Below are 17,024 nucleotides of genomic sequence, written 5' to 3'. Positions count from 1 at the left end.
CGATGCTCGAACTGCAGAAGCTGAGGAGATCGTCATGTCATCATCCGTTCCACGGCCGGGCAAGGCCGGGCCCGTGGTCACCCAGCACCGCACCTGGATCCCCCTCGTCGTCACCGGGCTCATCATCGGCGCCGCGTTCATCGCGGTCTATGTCGGCCTCCAGCGATCACCCACGCCCCACGGGCTTCCCGTGGCCGCGGTCGGCGGGCGGCTGGTGAGCGCGGCACAGGCCAAGCCGGGTGACTCGCTGAAGGTCACGCAGGTTTCCGGCATCGACGAGGGCGCCGCCCTGGTGCGAAACGGCGACGCGGTCGCCGTGGTGGGCGCGACCTCCCCGACCACACTGCGGCTGGAGTACGCCGGCGCGAGCGGGCTCAGTGAAAGCGGGGCGGCCCGGCAGGTCGTCGCCGGTCTCGCCCGCGGGGCCGGACTCACCGTTCAGGAGACCGACATCGTCCCTCTGGCCGCCTACGACTCGCGCGGGCTGTCCGCTTTCTACGTGGTCTTCGGCGTGACGCTCTCGTCGTTCGTCCTGGCGCAGGGCCTCACCGGTGCCGTCGCGACCGTTCGCCTCCGTCACAGGCTCTCCGCGATGGCCGGCTTCGCGGTGGCGATCGGTGTCGTGGCGGCCACGATCGCGGGCCCCATCTGCGGCTCGCTGACGCCGTCGTTCCCGCTCCTGGCCGCTTCTCTCATCCTGCTGTCGGCCGCGAGCGCGTTCGCGACCAAGGCGCTCGGGGCATGGCTGGGCCCGGCCGGAATCGGCCTGGCCGTCCTCACCCTCACGACGATCGGCAACGCGACCAGCGGAGCGACCATCGGGTTCGACCTGCTGCCCGGATGGGCCCAGGCGGTCTCCGCGAAGCTGCCCCCCGGCGCGGCCGTGCGCGCCATCAACGACTTCGGCTACTTCGGCGGATCGCACGCGGGGTCCGCGCTCGCCGTCCTCGCACTCTGGTTCGCCGCGGGCCTCGGCCTGGTGCTCCTGCGGCAGTGGACGACCGTCCGCCGCGTGAGAGTGAGCACCGTCGCGGCCGAGCCCCTGGTGACGGCCGGATGAGCAGGGAGGGAACCGATGCGCTCGTCGGCCGCCGAAGCGTCAGGGGGTGGCTACGCCGATCTTGGGGGCGATGATGGGGGCGAGGCGGGCGGCGACCTTGAGGTGGCCGGCGTCGTTGGGGTGGCCGTCGCCGTCGGCGTAGTCGGTGCCGGTCGTCAGCCAGCCCTCTGTGGGGATGTAGTAGACGTTGGCGTCGCCGGAGTTGTTGAGCGCGGTCACGGCGGCCTTGGTCTCGGTGACGTACCGCTTCTTGAAGGTCTCCATGGCGAACAGCGCGGCGGCGGGGTACTTGGCGCGGATGTTCCGCAGGAAGGTCGTGTACGCGGCCTGGAAGGCGGCGTTGGTGACGTGGTGCCCGATGTCGTTGGTGCCCAGGTTGATCACGACGGCGTTGGCCTGGTACCGGCTGAAGTCCCACGCGGTCGTGCCGGTGCTGCCGAGGTCGAAGAACTGGGAGCCGAGCCCGACGCAGCCCTCCTGGGCGACCAGGCAGTAGCCGGAGCGGGCGATCTGGGTGTGCCGGACGCCGAGGCGTTCGCCCAGGACCCAGCCGTAGGCGCTGACGGCGAGCTTGGAGGACAGGTAGCCCGCGGTGATGGAGTCGCCGACGAACTCCACCAGCTTGCCCGGCGGTGCCGGGGTGTTCACGGTCGAGGCGCCGCTGTCCAGGACGAGTCCCTGGAAGACGACGTCACCGGAGCGGTAGGACACCCAGAGGGTGTGCGTGCCCGCCCGCAGGGGCGTCGGGGTCAGGTTGACGGTGCCGGAGACGCCCGCGTAGAAGACATCGGCGCCGCCGTCGATGCTCACGTAGATGTTGACCGCGGACCGCTGCTTGATCTTGACGGTGGTGCCGGTGAAGGACGTCCGGATGTAGGCGCCGGCCCACTGGGGGACGTGGGCCGAGTCCCAGCGGCCGACGTAGGTGATGTTGGGGTCGCCCGGCTGGCCGTCACCGGTGACCACTCCTGAGGGCGTGGGCGATGGGCTGGGCGACGGGCTGGGTGACGGGCTGGGCGACGGGGTCGGGGTCGGGGTCGCCGGAGGGGTCGGGGTCGCGGAGGGGGTGGGGGTCGGCGTCGGGGTCGCCTGGGCGCCGGTGCAGGTCACGCCGTTCAGGGCGAAGGACTGCGGCACCGGGTTGGCCGTGTTGTTCCACGAGCCGTTGAAGCCGAACGCGACGCTCGCCCCGGTGGCCAGCGCCGCGTTGTATCCCGCGTCGGCCGCCCTGACCTGGGCGCCGGACTGGGTGAGCGTGGTGTTCCACGACTGGGTGACCGTCTGCCCGGCGGTGAAGGCCCAGGTGAGCGTCCACCCGCTGATCGGGTCACCCAGGTTGGTGACGGTGACCGAGGCGCCGAAGCCGCCCGACCACTGGTCGGTCACCGCGTACGCGACGCGGCATCCGGTGGCCGCCGAGGCCGTGGACGCGCCCCCGAACAGAGCCGACAGGACCGCCGCGACGGTGAGGAGGGTCGTCACCGGACGGATGAAGCGCTCGCGCGAGGTGGGCATCACGGCTCCTGACGGGGATGGTCCTGCCGTCGCAGCATCGGAACCTCGCCGTGGCCTGTCAACGCCGCCCGCCCGCGCGGACGCTGAACGCGGAGGTAGAGCGCCCGGCCCGCGGGGGCCGAGATGAAAGCTTCACGAGGCTCCTTCGCCCCGGCTCGCCGCGCCCGGCCCGCGCATCACGCCGTCGGGGCCGCCCGGCGGCGGACGGCCGGGGGACGGCCGGGGCGGGCGTTCAGCGTGTCGACTCGCGGATCACCAGCTCGAAGGGGGCGACGTACTGGCCGGTCGGGCGGAGGGGGGAGCGGATGCGCTGAGCCAGCAGCTCGACGGCCCGCTCGGCCATCCACCGGTGGTCGGGTGCCACGGTGGACAGCGACGGCACGGCGAACCGGGATTCGGGGATGTCGTCGAACCCGATGAGGCGCACGTCGCCGGGGACCCGCAGACCGCGGTCGGCCAGGCCGCGCAGGACGCCGAGGGCGACGGTGTCGGTCACCGCGACCACCCCGTCGATCGCCCGGCCGGAGCCGGCCAGGCGATGGGCCGCGTCGCGGCCGGCTTCCATGCTCGCGTCGTCCAACGGGAAGACCAGGGGCGGGCGGACGTCCAGGCCCCGTTCGGCGAGCGCGGCGCGATAGCCGCGGTAACGGCGGGTCGCCATGTTCACGGCGTTCCCACCGTGCCCGGCGTTCCCGGCGTTCAGGTCGTTCTGGCCGTTCTGGTCGTTCACCTCGTCCACGGCGTTCACGGCGTTCAGGTCGTTCCGGCCGTTCAGGTCGTTCACGTCGTCCAGGACGCTGCCGGTGACGAGGGCGATGCGGCGGCATCCCTGGTCGGCCAGGTGGGCGGTCGCGGCCTTCGTGCCTTCCTCGTTGGGCATGGCGACGTGGTCGAAGCGGCCGCCGAAGTCCTGCTCGCCGAGCATGACCAGGGGGTAGCCGGCGTCGGCCAGCTGCTGGTCCACGCGGCCGAGCGCGACCGCGCTGAGGATCAGGCCGTCGAAGTGCAGGGTGCGGGAATGGGCTATCGCGTCGGCCTCTCCGGCCGCCGCCGCGCCGGTCTGTTCGATCGACACGTGGAACCCTCGCCGCCTGGCCGCGCCGATCACGTGGGCGGCCAGGTGGCCGAAGTAGGGGAGCCCGATCTCGGGGACGGCCAAGCCGATGACGCCGGTCCGCCCGGACCGGAGGGTGCGGGCGGAGACGTTGACGCGGTAGCCCGACCGGTGGATGGCCTCCAGCACCCGCTCACGGACCGGATCGCTGACTCCGTCACGGTTGTTGACCACGTTGGAGACGGTCATCTTCGACACCCCGGCCAGCCGGGCGACGTCTTCCATGGTCACCATGCCGTGCCCCGCGTTCTGCCGGTGAGGGTGGACTCCGGCTGCCGTGCTCGGTCGAGGCCGTCGTCGCCGCAGTTTATCGCGGATCGTCCTTCGGCTCCGAGCGCCGTGAGGGCGGGGGAGGGCCGGCGGCGGCGCGCCCGCGGCCGGTCACGCCGTCCGTGCCTCCACCGTGACGAAGGAATGGGCCGGCAGGTGCACGCGCAGCCCGGAGGCCGTGGCGGTGACCTGCTCGTGGACGCGCGGTGCGATGGTGCCCGGCGCCTCGGGGGTGTTGTGGTCCTGCGGCCTGCCGGAGGTCAGGATGCGGGAGGAGACCTCGGTCAGCGCGCCGCCGCGCAGGTCGAGTTCGACGTCGGCCGTCTCGGCCATGTCAAGGTTGGACAGCGAGATGAGCACCCGGCCGTCCTTGCGGCTGGCCGACATCGAGACGGTCGCGAGCGGCGCCGAGTCGACCTCGCGGACGGGGACTCCGCCCGGGAGGTCGACCCGCAGCGAGGCGGCGTCCTGGTGGCCCTTGTTCATCTCGAACACGTGGTAGGTGGGCGTCAGGACGAGCGCGCCGGAGTCGGGGTCGGTGAGGATCATGGCCTGGAGCACGTTCACGGTCTGGGCGATGTTGGCCATCACCAGGCGGTCGGCGTGCCGGTGGAAGATGTCGAAGTGCACGCTCGCGACCAGCGCGTCGCGGAGGGTGTTCTGCTGGTACAGGAAGCCGGGGTTGGTGCCCGGCTCGACGTTCCACCAGGTGCCCCACTCGTCCAGCGCCAGGCCCACGTTCTTGCCGGGGTCGTAGCAGTCCATGATGGAGGAGTGGCGGGCGATGAGCTCCTCGACGTGCGCCGCCTTGACCATGGTGCGGTAGTGGTCGTCGGCGTCGAACACCGTGGCGTCGCCCTTGTCCTCCCAGGTGCCGGGGATCGTGTAGTAGTGCAGCGACAGCGCCTGCATGAAGGCGGCGGGGCGGTAGGCGCAGCCCAGGTCGCCGAGCTGCTTCATTAGCGTCTCGGTCCAGGTGTAGTCGTCAGAGTTCGCGCCCGCGGCGATGCGGTACAGCTTGTTGTCGCCGTGGTCGCGGCAGTAGGTGCCGAACCGGCGGGCCTCTGCCGCGTACTGCTCGGCCGACATGTGCCCGCCGCAGCCCCATGCCTCGTTGCCCAGCCCCCAGAAGCGCACCCGCCAGGGCTCCTCACGGCCGTTGGCCTTGCGGAGGCGCACCATCGGCGAGTCGCCTTCGCGGGTGATGTACTCCACCCAGTCGCTCATCTCCCTGACCGTGCCCGAGCCGACGTTGCCGCTGATGTACGGCTCGGCGCCCAGCAGTTCGCACAGGGCCATGAACTCGTGCGTCCCGAAGTGGTTGTTCTCCTCGACGTTGCCCCAGTGGGTGTTGACCATCGCCGGACGCCGGTCCTTGGGGCCGACGCCGTCCATCCAGTGGTACTCGTCGGCGAAGCAGCCGCCCGGCCAGCGCAGGTTCGGGATGTTCAGGGCGCGCAGCGCCTCGACCACGTCCAGGCGGATCCCGCCCGCGTGGGGAATGTCGCTCTGTTCGCCCACGTAGAAGCCGCCGTAGATGCAGCGGCCCAGGTGCTCGGCGAAGTGCCCGTACAGGTGCCGGTTGATCGCCGGGCCGGGGACGTCGAGGTTGATGATGGCGGACACGACCTGGTCGGTCATCGATGGGCACCCTTGCGCTTGGGGGAGGTCGGGTGGAGGCCGCGGATAGGACGGTTCCCGCTCGGCGCGGCCGGTGGGAGAGGCGGTGAGGCGTACCTCACTTTACCGATCCATGGATCGGTAAAGTGAGGCAACAGTATCGAGCCGTCTCGCGGTGTCAAGACCCCGGCCGGCGCGGTCCCGGCAGAGGCGCCCGGCGCCCGGATCAGGACGACGGGGCGGGGCCCGTCGAGTCGCGGACGCTGAGAGTGGTCGCCAGCTGGAGGTGCCGGGAGGCGGGCTGGACGCCGTCGGCCATGGCCAGGACGGTCTCGACGGCCATCCGTCCCATGCCGACGAGCGGCTGCCGGACGGAGGTGAGCCGGGGCGTGATCCACTGGGTCTGCGGCGTGTCGTCGAACCCGGTGACCGAGAGCTCGCCCGGGACGGTGATGCGCAGCTCCTTGGCGGCGGCGAGGATCCCGACGGCGATCTCGTCGTTGCCCGCGACGACCGCGGTCGGCCGCTCGCCGAGCGAGAGGACCTCGCGGCCGTGCCGGAATCCCGCCTCGACGGAGAACGCCTCGTGGCGGATCAGCGCGCGGTCCGGCGTGATGCCGGCCGAGTCGAGCGCGGCCTGGTACCCGTGGAAGCGTTCCACCGAGGGGGCGGAGCCGGGCGGGCCGCCGATCCAGGCGATCCTGCGGTGGCCGAGCCTGATGACGTGCTCGGTCGCCGAGCGGCCGCCCGCCCAGTTGGTGGAGCCGATGCTGACGACCCGGGATTCTGTGGTGTCGATCGGGTCGATCGCGACGACCGGCATCTCCAGGTCCTCCGCGGCGACGAGCACCGAGCCGGGCACGGCGATGGCGAGCGCGATGATGCCGGCGACGCCGGACGCCTTCTGCTCCGCCATCCAGGTGCGGGCCGCCGCACGGCTCGTGCTGATCGGCTTGTGGGCCGGTAAGCGGAGCAGGAGTTCGGCCTGGGCGGAGGTCGCCGCCAGGAGGATCCCCTGGAGCACCGTCCCGGCGTAGCGGGACTCCACGATGTCCAGCATGGTGACCAGGGCCCGGTCCCGTGTCCGCTCGTGCCGCGCCGCCGTCGGCATGTAACCGATCTCGGCCATGACGCCGAGGACGAGCTCGCGCGTTTTCGCCCCCACGTCGGTGCGGCCGTTGAGGACCTTCGAGGCGGTCCCCGGCGAGACGCCGGCCAATCGGGCGACATCCGCCAAGGTGGCTCGCTCGGAACGGCCTCGCCGTGGCATCGCGGCTCCCTTCGGTCTACGAAACTATTTCGAATCTACCATGAATCGGCTCGCGGTACCTGCCACGTGTTTTCTCACCTTTGACCGTTGACAGGCGTTAGGCGCCAACCTACTGTCCTACCAACACCGAACATGTTGCGAAATCTTTTCGGAACGTCTCCAGAACGAGAGGAGAGGCCGATGCGGCTCTCCCAGAAGGTCGGGCTGCTCTCCGCGGTCCTCGTGCCGATGGTCGCGCTGGCCGCGTGCTCAGGCGGCGCGGGTGGCACGGGCGGCGCCGGCGGCGCCGGCGGCGCGGACGGTGGCGGCGCCGCCGGCGGCGAACAGGTGAACCTCACGGTCTGGAGCTGGGACGGCACGGTCGAGCAGGCTGTTCCCGGCTTCCAGGCCGCGAACCCGAACATCAAGGTCAAGGTCGTCAACGCGGGCTCGTCCACGGACGAGTACAAGGCGCTCGACAACGCCATCCAGGCCAATTCCGGCGTACCCGACCTCGCGATGTTCGAGTACTTCGCGGTGCCCTACTTCGCCATCCCCGGCAAGCTGGCCGACCTCGCCGAGTTCGGCGTCGCGAACTTCCAGAAGGACTACGTCCAGGCCGCGTGGAACGACGTGACGGTCAACGGCAAGGTCTACGCCCTGCCGTCCGACTACGGCCCGTCGGCGATGTTCTACAACATGGCCACGCTCAAGAAGGCCGGCATCGACGAGCCCCCGGCCACGTGGGACGAGTACTACGAGGATGCCAAGAAGGTCCGCGCGCTCGGCCGCGACTACTACATCGCCCAGGACACCGGAGACCTGTTCTTCCTGCTCTCGCTGATCTGGCAGGCCGGCGGCCACCCGTTCACGGTGAACGGCGAGAAGGTGCACATCGACTTCACCGACCCGGGCACGACCAGGGCCGTCTCCTTCTGGCAGAAGATGCTCGACGAGGGGCTGCTCAACAAGAAGATCACCGGGTGGTCCGACGACTGGAACCGGGCGCTCAACGAGGGCACCCTCGCCACCCAGACCATGGGCGGCTGGCTCACCTCGACGCTGCCCGAGCGCGCGCCGAAGAGCGCCGGTGACTTCAGGGTCGCGCTGATGCCGCAGTGGAAGCAGGGGGACAAGGCCGGAGCGGAGAACGGCGGAAGCTCCTTCGGCATCCCGGCGGCGGCCGAGCACAAGGAAGCGGCCTTCAAGTTCCTGGAGTACTTCACCCACGGCGGCGGTCTGTCCACCCGCGTCGACGCGGGCGCCTTCGTGCCCAACACCTCGGTGCTGAACAGCGACGCGTTCAAGGGCAAGGCCAACAAGTACTTCGGCGACCAGAAGGTCGGCGCCGTGCTGTCGGAGGCGTCGGAGATCGTCGGGACCGGCTGGCAGTACCCGCCGTTCTTCGAGTGGGCGCGCTCGATCTACGGCGACATCGCATCGCCCTACTACACCACCGGCAAGGGCTCGCTCGCCGAGATCCTCCAGCAGTGGAAGCAGCGCTGCGTCCAGTACGGCAACGAGCAGGGCTTCCAGGTGGACTAGCGGATCCTCACCGCACGGACGGGGGCCCGGTGTGCGGCGACGGCCGCCGCCGCACACCGGCCGGTGCGCGAGGAACGCCGGGCGACGCAACGGATCGGAAGGAACACGGGCATGGATCAGGAACGTCGGCTCGACGTCAGCGCTTCGGCCATGGCGTCGCCGGCCGCGGCACGGCGTCCGGCGCCGGCTCGCCGGCGCCGCAGGTCGCAGATCGGACTGGCGTTCATCGCGCCCTTCGCAGCGCTGTTCGCGCTCGTGTTCATCGTGCCCATCCTGTACGCCGCCTACCTCAGCCTCTTCCGGCAGAAGCTCATCGGGGGCAACGCGTTCGTCGGCCTGGCCAACTACACCAAGCTGGTGCAGGACCCCCAGTTCTGGGACGGGGTGGGACGCGTCGTCCGGTTCACGCTCGTCCAGGTGCCGATCATGCTGATCGTCGCCATGGCACTGGCGCTGGCGCTGGACTCCCTGCGCGTGCACGGCGGCAAGTTCATGCGAGTGACGATCTTCCTGCCCTACGCGGTGCCGGCGATCGTGGCGACGCTCATGTGGGGGTTCCTGATGGGCGTCAAGTACGGCCTGTTCGGCAGCCTGAACGACGCTCTGGGCACCGACTTCGATCCGTTCACCCCGGGCACCACGCTCACCTCCATCGGGGTGATGGTCACCTGGGCGTTCACCGGCTTCAACATGCTCATCTTCTACGCCGTCCTGAAGGCCGTCCCGCGCGAGCTGTACGAGGCGGCCGCGATCGACGGGGCCGGCGAGCTCCAGGTGTTCCTCGCGATCAAGCTGCCGGCGCTTCGCGGATCGCTGGTCGTCACGATCATCTTCTCGATCATCGGCACGTTCCAGATGTTCAACGAACCGCAGATCCTGCCCTCGATGGTCGCCAACAGCGGCGTCACCACCTTCTACACGCCCAACCTGTACGCCTACAACCTGGCGTTCACCGGGTCGCAGCAGGGCTATGCGGCCGCACTCGCGCTCGTCATGGCGGCGATCACGATCGCCGTCGCCTACGCCGTCCAGATCAGAGGGTTGAGGAATGCGTTCGACCAGTAGCCGGCGAACCGGGGCCGGGAAGGTCTCCGGCACGCCGATCCGTCATCCCGGTCGTGGCCGCCGGCTCTACACGATCGAGAACCCCAGGAAGAGCACCGTCCTCACGGTGATGACCGCCCTGTTCACCCTGTACTGCCTGCTGCCGCTGGTGTGGCTGGTCATCAACGCGACCAAGTCGCAGCCCGACTTCGTCTCGACGTTCGGGCTCGCACCCGGCCGCGGGTTCGCCCTGTGGGACAACATCGCCGGGGTGTTCACCTACCAGGACGGCATCTTCTCCCGGTGGCTGCTCAACACCGTTGTTTATGTCGTCGTGGGTGCGACCGTGTCCACCTTCCTGGCCGCCCTCGGCGGGTACGCCCTGGCGAAGCTCGACTTCACGGGCAAGCGGGTGTTCCTGTTCGTCGTGCTGGGGTCGATCTCGGTCCCCGGCATCGCCCTGGCGATCCCGCAGTTCCTGCTGTTCGCCCAGCTCGGGATGACCAACACCCCCTGGGCGGTGCTGATCCCGTCCTTCATCAACCCGTTCGGGTTGTACCTGATGTGGGTGTTCGCGGCCGAGGCCGTGCCGAGCGGCCTGCTGGAGGCCGCGAAGATCGACGGCGCCGGGGAGTTCAGGACCTTCGTCCAGATCGCGCTCCCGCTGCTCGCCCCGGCGAGCGTGACGGTCCTGCTCTTCTCCTTCGTGTCGATCTGGAACAACTACTTCCTGCCGCTGATCATGCTGAAGGATCCCGCCTGGTATCCGCTGACCGTCGGGATCAACCAGTGGAACAAGCTGGGCTCGACGGCCGGGAACGGCGCCCTCATCCAGAACCTCGTGATCACCTCCTCGCTGCTGACGATCATCCCGCTCATCGTCGCGTTCCTCAGCCTGCAGCGGTACTGGCAGTCGGGCCTGTCGCTCGGCGCCATCAAGGGCTGAGAGCGACACGCCGCCGGCCCGCGGCGCCGGCCGTTCTTCCGCGCACCATCCCGCCTAGAGAAGTGAGACCATGACCAGCGACGGTGTGTACGAACCCCGGTACCGGATCGACGGCCGGCTGTGCGACGAGAGCGCCTTCCCGCACGTCTGGGCCAAGTGCATCGGCGCCGGCCGCGCGAACGAAGCGCTGCGCGCCGACTGGCAACGACAGTTCGCCGAGGCCGCCGCCGCGTTCGGAGTCGAGTACATCCGCTTCCACGGCGTCTTCCACGACGACATGTTCGTCTACCGGGGAAGCTACGGCAGCGGGTTCGGCCCGGACACGCCTCTCGACGCGCCGGTGTACACATTCAGCTACGTGGACAAGGTGTTCGACTTCCTGCTCGACTGCGGTGTCCGCCCGTTCGTCGAGCTGGGCTTCATGCCGCGCGACCTGGCGACGGCGACCGAGACGGTGTTCTGGTGGGGCGCTCACTGCAGTCCCCCCAAGGACATGGCGCGCTGGGTCGAACTGGTCACCCGGTCGGTCGAGCACTGGGTCGACCGGTACGGCCTGGAGGAAGTGCGACGGTGGCGGTTCGAGGTGTGGAACGAGCCGAACCTGGTTCCGCACTTCTGGACCGGGACCAAGACCGAGTACTTCGAGCTCTACCGGCGGACCGTGACGGCGATCAAGAAGATCGATCCCGCGCTGAAGGTGGGCGGCCCCGCGACCAGCGTCTTCGTGCCCGACGACCGCTACAAGGGCGAAGTTGAGGACCGCCCCGCGATGCGCGGGACGGCCGCCGCGGCCGACGTGGACGCGCTCGACTGGCGCCCGGTGTGGATCGAGGACTTCATCGCCTGGTGCGCGGAGCGCGAACTGCCGGTCGACTTCGTCTCCACCCACACCTACCCCACCGACTACGCCTACGGCGCCGACGACCAGGCGGTGGCGATCACCCGGTACGCCGACGCGACGTTCGACGACCTGACCCTGCTTCGCAAGCTCGTCAGGAACAGCCCCTACCCTGATGCGGAGATCCACATCACCGAGTGGTCGACCTCGCCGTCGGCCCGCGACTTCATCCACGACACGCTGTTCGCGGCGACCTCCATCACCCGGTCGTTCCTGCAGTGCGCCACCCTCGCCGACTCCATCGCCTACTGGACCTTCACGGACGTGTTCGAGGAGGGCGGCGCCGGCATCGGACCGTTCCACGGCGGGTTCGGCCTGGTGAACGAGAACGGCATCCACAAGCCCACGTGGCACGCGTTCGCGATGCTCGGCCGGCTCGGCGACCGCCTGCTCCTCGCGACGCCCGACGGAGTCGTGACCCGTGACAGCCGGACCTCGGCCACCTCGGCGGTGTTCTTCAACTACCCCGACGACATGGCCATGAAGGGCGTCGGCTCGGAGAACTCCTACGCGGCCACCCGCGCGCGGGCCGAGATGGGGCCGGCCCGCAGGATCCACCACACGATCGGCGAACTGGAGCCGGGCACCACGTTCCTGGTCGAGATCCTGGACTGGGAGCACGGGAACGTCGCCGAGGCCTGGTACCGGCTCGGATCGCCCCTCAACCCGTCGCGGGCCGAGACCGAGCACCTGCGCGAGGTCGCCGACTCCCTCCTCAGGTACACGCTGACCGTGCCCGACACCGGGGTGCTGACCCTCGACGTCGAACTCGGGCCATGGGCGGTGATGTCGCTGCGGCAGTCGTCCTGACCGGTCAGTGGCGGGCGTGGGCGTCGAGGATGTGGGCGACGGCCTCGGTCACCTGCTTGGCGAAGGGGATGTTCAGCCATTCGTCCGGTACGTGCATGTTGGAGTCGGCGCCGAGCGCGCCGGTGACGACGAACTGCGCGCCGGGGTAGCGTCGGCTGAGCATCTCCATGAACGGGATTCCGCCGCCGAGGCCGAAGCCGCGGCACGGCGCGTCGAACACCTGGTCGCCGATCTCGTCCAGGGCCGCGGTCAGCCAGGGGGCGGACGCCGGCGCCTGCCAGCCGTCCAGCAGCATGAAGTCGTGCACCTCGGCCTGCGCGCCGTAGGGCACGTCGGTCGTGAGGATCCTCGCCAGCGCGTCCCGCGCGGCCACGGCGTCGACCGTCGGGGGAGTGCGGAAGCTCAGCCGCAGGGAGGTCGAGGCGCGGAGCACGGCTCCGGCCGCCGCGGGGTCCGGGAGGCCGGCGGCGCCGATCACCGACAGGGTCGGCCGCCAGGTGTTGTTCAGGATGAGTTCGACGTCGTCGTCCGAGACCGGCCGCATTCCGTCGACGAGCGGGAAACGGCGCGCGCTGACCCCCGGCTCCAGCGCGGCCAGCGCCTCGGCCTCGGCCCGCCGGTCCGGCGGGATCGGCACGTTCATCTCCGGGATGGTGACCTCACCGGTCTCGGAGTCCTCGACGCGGTCCAGCAGTCGCCGCATGACGCGGAAGGAGCTCGGCACGATGCCGCTCGCGATCCCGGAATGCGCGGCGGTCTCCAGCACGCGCACGGTCAGGGTCGCCTGCACCACGCCGCGCAGGCTCGTGGTCAGCCACAGCCGTTCGTAGTCGCCGCCGCCGCCGTCCAGGCAGACCACCAGGGAGACCTCGCCGAGACGGCCGGACAGATGCTCCAGGTAGGCGGGCAGGTCCGGGCTGCCGGACTCCTCGCCGGTCTCCAGCAGCACGATCGCCCGGGCGTGGTCGCCGCCCGCCGCCCGCACGGCGGCCAGCGCGCTGACCGCGGCGTAGCCGGAGTACCCGTCGTCGACCGAGCCGCGGCCGTACAGCCGGTCACCGCGCAGCACCGGCCGCCACGGGTCGAGCCCGTCGGACCAGTCGCCGAGCGGGGGCTGCTTGTCGAGGTGACCGTAGAGCAGCACGGTGCCGCCCGCCGCGCCGCCGTCGGTCGCGGGGATCTCCGCGACGAGCAGCGGGGCACGGCCGTCGAGCTGGACGACCTCACACTGAGCGCCCGGCAGGCCACGTGAGGTGATCCAGTCGCGCACGTGGTCGGCGGCGGCGCGCAGGTGGCCGTCGCGCTCCCAGCCGGCGTCGTAGGCGGCCGACAGCGCGGGTATCGCCACCAGCCCGGAAAGGCTGGACATCAGGTCTTCGTCCCAGCCGTCGGCGACCGCCTCATGTACTTTCTCGGCATCCACCGCCACATCATGGCACCCGGCCGCGCGGCAGACCGCCGCCGGGTGCGACCGGCCCAGCCCGGTCCTCGGCGACCCGGACGGCCGGGCCCGCGCCCCGGCGACGCGGATGGCGGAGCCCGCGCCCCGGCGACCGGGATGAGCGGCCCGGATGGCCGGGCGCGAGCGGCCCGGCCATCATCGCTCTTCCTCACGGGCAGCCGGTGGAGCCCTTGTCGTGGCGCGGGGCGCGAAGGCGGCCGATCGCGTCGGCCGTGCCCTCGGCGAACCAGATGGTCCTACCGGCGCCCGCGGTGATGCCGAGAGGACCCGCGGCGGGGGTGGGCACCGCGAACCGCGTGATCCTCCCGGCCGGCGTGATCCGCCCGACGCAGCCGGCGGCCCGCTCGGTGAACCAGAGGTCCCCGCCCGGGCCTCGGGTGATGTCGAGAGGCTGACGACCCTCGGGGAGCCGGAACTCGGTGATCCGGCCGCTCGGCGTGATGCGGCCGATCCGGTCGGCGGCGCGCTCGGTGAACCACAGAGCATGGTCCGGGCCGGTGACGATGCGGTGCGGGCCGCTCCGCGGGGTCGGAAGGACGAACTCGGTGATCAGCCCGGTCAGGGTGATGCGGCCGATCCGGTCGCCGCCCGGGTCGGTGAACCACATCGCGCCGTCCGGGCCGGCCGTGATGGCGTGGGGGGAACCGCCTTCGGTGGGCAGCGGAAACTCCGTGATCTCACCTGCGGGGGTGAGGCGCCCGATCTTGCCGGCCGCTCCCTCGGTGAACCAGAGGCTTCCGTCCCGGGCGGCGGCGATGCCCTCCGGGCGGCTGCCGGGGGTCGGGATCGGGACTTCGGTGACACCGCCGTCACCGGTGATCCGGCCGATCTTGTTGCCGAGGAACTCGGTGAACCACATGGCTCCGTCCGGTCCGGCGGTCACGTCGAGCGGAGCGCTGTCGGGCGTCGGGATCGGGAACTCGGTGAGGGTGCCATCGCCGCGGATGCGCCCGATGCGGTCGCCGGTCAGCTCGGTGAACCACACGGCTCCGCCCGGGCCGGCGGCCAGGAAGGTCGCGCCGGAGCCGGGAGTGACGGGAAACTCGGTCACGACCGGGGTGCGGTGCGTCCCGGCGCGCGCCGGACCGGTGGTTCCGGCGTGCAGTGGCCCGGTGGTTCCGGCGTGCGCCGGACCGGTGGTTCCGGCGTGCAGTGGCCCGGTGGTTCCGGCGTGCGCCGGACCGGCGGTTCGGGCGTGTAGTGGCCCGGTGGTTCCAGCGTGCGCCTGACCGGTGAAGGCGGTGGACGGCGCGACGGCGAGGACGACCCCGGCGATCGTCCGCAGGGCTCGTCCGCCGAATGTCCGCGAATGCATGAACGGCTCTCCTTGTCGGGTGCGGTCGGGACGGGCCCACGGCACGGCGGCTGCCCGCCGGCCCGCGCGGCGGACCCCGCCAGGGATGGTGCCGCCTGACGTCGCGTCAGGTGCAACCGGGAGAACTCGGCGCTACCGGGCCTTGTACCTGACGTCGCGTCAGGTAATAGCGTCGACCGGGGTGATCACATGGACGAACGGTGCTGGAAGATCGGTGACCTGGCCGCGGCGACCGGCCTCACCGTCCGCGCTCTCCATCACTTCGACCGGATCGGCCTGCTGGTTCCGACGCTGCGCACGCCGGCCGGGCACCGGATGTACACCGGCGGCGACGTCCGCAGGCTGTACCGGATCCTCGCGCTGCGCCAGCTCGGGATGCCGCTGGCCCGCATCGCCGAGTCGCTCGAGGGTGACCCCGGGGACCTCGGCCTGGCGGCAGGCGCCCAGCTCGCGCACGTCGAGCGGACCATCGAAGCGCACCAACGGCTGCGGGTGCGGCTCACGGCCCTGCTCCAGGCCATCCTTCGGGCCACCGAACCGTCCATCGACCAGCTCATCGAGACCATGGAGGCACTGGTGCGGGCCAACGACTTCACGCCCGAGCAATCGGAGCAGGCGAAACGGCGGCACCTGGAGCCCGGGTTCCCCGGCAGGCTCGCCGAATGGCGACGACAGGGCGGACAGATCGTCACCGAACTCCAGGCGCACGCCGCCGACGGAACCGACCCCGCCGATCCCGCCGTACAGGAGCTGGCACGGCGATGGACCTCGGTGATCCGGGACATGGCGGACGGGGATCCGGCCATGATGTCGTCGATCTACGCCCGGATCGCCCGGAAGGGGCCTGAGGAAGCGACCCAGGGCGTGCTGACCGCGCAGGTCTGGGACTACCTCCAACGGGCGTTCGCGGTCGGCTTCGGCGTCTGAACTTCCTGGCCCTCTCCTGAGCAAGATCGAGTCGGCCGGGCGCGCATCTCCGGCGGAGCAGGTCACCAGGGGACCTCGCGGGGGCGGGTCCCCGGCCGGGGCAGAAGGCGGCGGCGCGGTGAGCTCGCCGGCCTCAGGGGGCGGTCGCCGCGCGGAGGGCGTCGTCGAGGGTGGGGTGGATGTCGAACGCCCTGTCCAGTGCGGTGACGGCCAGCAGTCGCGTGAGGGCGGCGGGGACGCCGGCGAGCATGAACCTCCTGCCCTGGGCCTCACCGCGGTGTAAGGCGAGGACGAGCTCGCTCATCCCGATCGAGTCGCAGAAGGTGACCGCCTCCAGATCGACGATCACCACCCGGACCTCGGGCGATCCCTCTATGTGGTGCAGTTCCTTCCGCAGGACGGGAGCGGAGTCCAGGTCGAGAGCGCCGGCGGCGTGGAGGACGACGGCATCGTCCCGCCGGGCCGACACGGCGGTGAAAACGCGATGGGGACATGACTTGGAAGTCATGGTGGCTCCTTCGTGGAGGTGAAGCCGGCGTCGCCCGCCTGGGCGACGCCGGATGGCACATGCGCCCTCGCCGCCGCCGTGAGCGATCGCGGTGAGGACCCGGCCGCGACCCTCCGGCCCCGCGATCGGTCCATGCCCCGGCGTATGCCCTGAGGGCGAGAAGGGAAACGGCGACCCCCCGGCCACCAGCGAGAACGGCCACCGGGCACCGAGGCAGGCATCGAACCGCGAGGCGGGCCTCGGGCCACGGCCATCGGCGTGGCGCCGCCGCGTCGGCCGTTTGGCCGCCGGAGATCGGGTAGGGGAGCCGGTAGTCGCGACAGAGGGGGGATGGGTCATGCAGCCGAATGACGCCGACAACGGACGGGCCCAGGAGCTTTCCGACCCGCACGAGCCGGGATCGCCGGAGGGCATCAGCGCACGCGAGGTAGACGAACGCAGCGACCTGGCCAGGTGGATCAGCGGGACGCACGCCTTCCCGGCCGGGCGGGACGAACTGCTCGAGCGGGCCCGTGAGCAGGCGGCTCCCGAGGGCGTCCTGTCGGCGCTGCGCGCCCTGCCCGACCGGAGGTTCGAGAACATGCAGGAGGTCGCGGAGCAGCTCGGCATCAGCGGTGGCGGCTTCCACGCGTGACCTCACCGGACGCGGGCGCCGCGGGGGGGGGGGCCGGGGGGGGGGGCGCCCGCGCGGGGGCGGGGGCCCGGGGGGAGAGCGGGGGGGGGGGGAAAACGGGTAGAATG

The 17,024-nt window shown here is 71.0% G+C and carries 14 protein-coding genes; 7 read left to right on the top strand and 7 right to left on the bottom strand.

What is annotated here, in order from left to right; all coding sequences use genetic code 11:
- The first annotated feature begins 34 nt into the window (after positions 1-34).
- Positions 35-1,060 carry a hypothetical protein gene (locus ABZU32_RS29865; RefSeq protein ID WP_354927226.1) on the top strand — a complete coding sequence of 342 codons (1,026 nt, stop codon included), beginning with the start codon at positions 35-37 and terminating at the stop codon, positions 1,058-1,060.
- 39 nt (positions 1,061-1,099) lie between these two features.
- Here ABZU32_RS29865 and ABZU32_RS29860 read toward each other — a convergent pair whose 3' ends face one another.
- From ABZU32_RS29860 to ABZU32_RS29845, 4 genes are all read right to left on the bottom strand, one after another.
- Positions 1,100-2,575 carry a cellulose binding domain-containing protein gene (locus ABZU32_RS29860; protein WP_354927224.1) on the bottom strand — a complete coding sequence of 492 codons (1,476 nt, stop codon included), beginning with the start codon at positions 2,573-2,575 and terminating at the stop codon, positions 1,100-1,102.
- A 232-nt stretch (positions 2,576-2,807) separates the two neighbouring features.
- Positions 2,808-3,923: a LacI family DNA-binding transcriptional regulator gene (locus ABZU32_RS29855; protein WP_354927222.1), complete on the bottom strand. Its 1,116-nt coding sequence runs from the start codon at positions 3,921-3,923 to the stop codon at positions 2,808-2,810.
- A gap of 147 nt (positions 3,924-4,070) precedes the next feature.
- Positions 4,071-5,600: an alpha-L-arabinofuranosidase C-terminal domain-containing protein gene (locus tag ABZU32_RS29850; protein ID WP_354927220.1), complete on the bottom strand. Its 1,530-nt coding sequence runs from the start codon at positions 5,598-5,600 to the stop codon at positions 4,071-4,073.
- 205 nt (positions 5,601-5,805) lie between these two features.
- Complete coding sequence (locus ABZU32_RS29845; RefSeq protein ID WP_354852546.1) at positions 5,806-6,816, bottom strand: LacI family DNA-binding transcriptional regulator; 1,011 nt, start codon at positions 6,814-6,816, stop codon at positions 5,806-5,808.
- 213 nt (positions 6,817-7,029) lie between these two features.
- Here ABZU32_RS29845 and ABZU32_RS29840 point away from each other — a divergent pair, with 213 nt between their 5' ends.
- The 4 genes from ABZU32_RS29840 to ABZU32_RS29825 all read left to right on the top strand — a co-directional run bounded on the left by ABZU32_RS29840 (position 7,030) and on the right by ABZU32_RS29825 (position 12,071).
- Entirely contained in the window at positions 7,030-8,373 is a 1,344-nt protein-coding gene (locus tag ABZU32_RS29840; RefSeq protein ID WP_354927218.1) for a sugar ABC transporter substrate-binding protein, read from the top strand.
- Positions 8,374-8,484: 111 nt separating this feature from the next.
- The gene (locus ABZU32_RS29835; RefSeq protein ID WP_354927216.1) at positions 8,485-9,438 is read left to right on the top strand and encodes a sugar ABC transporter permease; all 954 of its coding nucleotides are present in this window, start codon (positions 8,485-8,487) and stop codon (positions 9,436-9,438) included.
- On the top strand, positions 9,422-10,363 hold the full coding sequence (locus ABZU32_RS29830) for a carbohydrate ABC transporter permease (protein WP_354927214.1): 942 nt from the start codon (positions 9,422-9,424) through the stop codon (positions 10,361-10,363). Before ABZU32_RS29835 ends, ABZU32_RS29830 begins: the two co-directional genes overlap by 17 nt.
- A gap of 70 nt (positions 10,364-10,433) precedes the next feature.
- Positions 10,434-12,071, top strand: coding sequence for a beta-xylosidase (locus ABZU32_RS29825; protein ID WP_354927212.1), 1,638 nt, complete (start codon positions 10,434-10,436; stop codon positions 12,069-12,071).
- Between the two features lie 4 nt (positions 12,072-12,075).
- Here the strand turns inward: ABZU32_RS29825 and ABZU32_RS29820 are convergent, their stop codons facing one another.
- Together ABZU32_RS29820 and ABZU32_RS29815 are read right to left on the bottom strand one after the other, a co-directional pair.
- Positions 12,076-13,494: a M20/M25/M40 family metallo-hydrolase gene (locus ABZU32_RS29820; protein ID WP_354927210.1), complete on the bottom strand. Its 1,419-nt coding sequence runs from the start codon at positions 13,492-13,494 to the stop codon at positions 12,076-12,078.
- Positions 13,495-13,681: 187 nt separating this feature from the next.
- A complete protein-coding gene (locus ABZU32_RS29815) occupies positions 13,682-14,848 on the bottom strand; it encodes a virginiamycin B lyase (RefSeq protein WP_354927208.1) in 1,167 nt (388 codons plus the stop codon).
- A gap of 189 nt (positions 14,849-15,037) precedes the next feature.
- Between ABZU32_RS29815 and ABZU32_RS29810 the strand changes: the two genes are divergently transcribed.
- The gene (locus ABZU32_RS29810) at positions 15,038-15,775 is read left to right on the top strand and encodes a MerR family transcriptional regulator (protein WP_354851862.1); all 738 of its coding nucleotides are present in this window, start codon (positions 15,038-15,040) and stop codon (positions 15,773-15,775) included.
- A 133-nt stretch (positions 15,776-15,908) separates the two neighbouring features.
- Here the strand turns inward: ABZU32_RS29810 and ABZU32_RS29805 are convergent, their stop codons facing one another.
- Positions 15,909-16,283, bottom strand: a complete 375-nt coding sequence (locus ABZU32_RS29805; RefSeq protein WP_354927206.1) for an STAS domain-containing protein — start codon at positions 16,281-16,283, stop codon at positions 15,909-15,911.
- A 337-nt stretch (positions 16,284-16,620) separates the two neighbouring features.
- Between ABZU32_RS29805 and ABZU32_RS29800 the strand changes: the two genes are divergently transcribed.
- A complete protein-coding gene (locus ABZU32_RS29800) occupies positions 16,621-16,917 on the top strand; it encodes a DUF2795 domain-containing protein (RefSeq protein WP_354927204.1) in 297 nt (98 codons plus the stop codon).
- The last annotated feature ends 107 nt before the right edge of the window (positions 16,918-17,024 follow it).

Source organism: Sphaerisporangium sp. NPDC005288 (assembly GCF_040607475.1).
Taxonomy (GTDB): domain Bacteria; phylum Actinomycetota; class Actinomycetes; order Streptosporangiales; family Streptosporangiaceae; genus Sphaerisporangium; species Sphaerisporangium rhizosphaerae.
The sequence above is the reverse complement of the archived record's forward strand: the minus strand, read 5'-3'. Positions and strand labels throughout refer to the sequence as shown.

What these genes read in the sequence shown, in the direction of transcription:
- ABZU32_RS29810 (WP_354851862.1), top strand. Translation starts at nt 15,038, where the DNA reads ATGGACGAACGGTGCTGGAAGATCGGTGACCTGGCCGCGGCGACCGGC.
- ABZU32_RS29850 (WP_354927220.1), bottom strand. Translation starts at nt 5,600, where the DNA reads ATGACCGACCAGGTCGTGTCCGCCATCATCAACCTCGACGTCCCCGGC.
- ABZU32_RS29865 (WP_354927226.1), top strand. Translation starts at nt 35, where the DNA reads ATGTCATCATCCGTTCCACGGCCGGGCAAGGCCGGGCCCGTGGTCACC.
- ABZU32_RS29825 (WP_354927212.1), top strand. Translation starts at nt 10,434, where the DNA reads ATGACCAGCGACGGTGTGTACGAACCCCGGTACCGGATCGACGGCCGG.
- ABZU32_RS29830 (WP_354927214.1), top strand. Translation starts at nt 9,422, where the DNA reads ATGCGTTCGACCAGTAGCCGGCGAACCGGGGCCGGGAAGGTCTCCGGC.
- ABZU32_RS29840 (WP_354927218.1), top strand. Translation starts at nt 7,030, where the DNA reads ATGCGGCTCTCCCAGAAGGTCGGGCTGCTCTCCGCGGTCCTCGTGCCG.
- ABZU32_RS29860 (WP_354927224.1), bottom strand. Translation starts at nt 2,575, where the DNA reads ATGCCCACCTCGCGCGAGCGCTTCATCCGTCCGGTGACGACCCTCCTC.
- ABZU32_RS29835 (WP_354927216.1), top strand. Translation starts at nt 8,485, where the DNA reads ATGGATCAGGAACGTCGGCTCGACGTCAGCGCTTCGGCCATGGCGTCG.
- ABZU32_RS29815 (WP_354927208.1), bottom strand. Translation starts at nt 14,848, where the DNA reads ATGCATTCGCGGACATTCGGCGGACGAGCCCTGCGGACGATCGCCGGG.
- ABZU32_RS29805 (WP_354927206.1), bottom strand. Translation starts at nt 16,283, where the DNA reads ATGACTTCCAAGTCATGTCCCCATCGCGTTTTCACCGCCGTGTCGGCC.
- ABZU32_RS29855 (WP_354927222.1), bottom strand. Translation starts at nt 3,923, where the DNA reads ATGGTGACCATGGAAGACGTCGCCCGGCTGGCCGGGGTGTCGAAGATG.
- ABZU32_RS29800 (WP_354927204.1), top strand. Translation starts at nt 16,621, where the DNA reads ATGCAGCCGAATGACGCCGACAACGGACGGGCCCAGGAGCTTTCCGAC.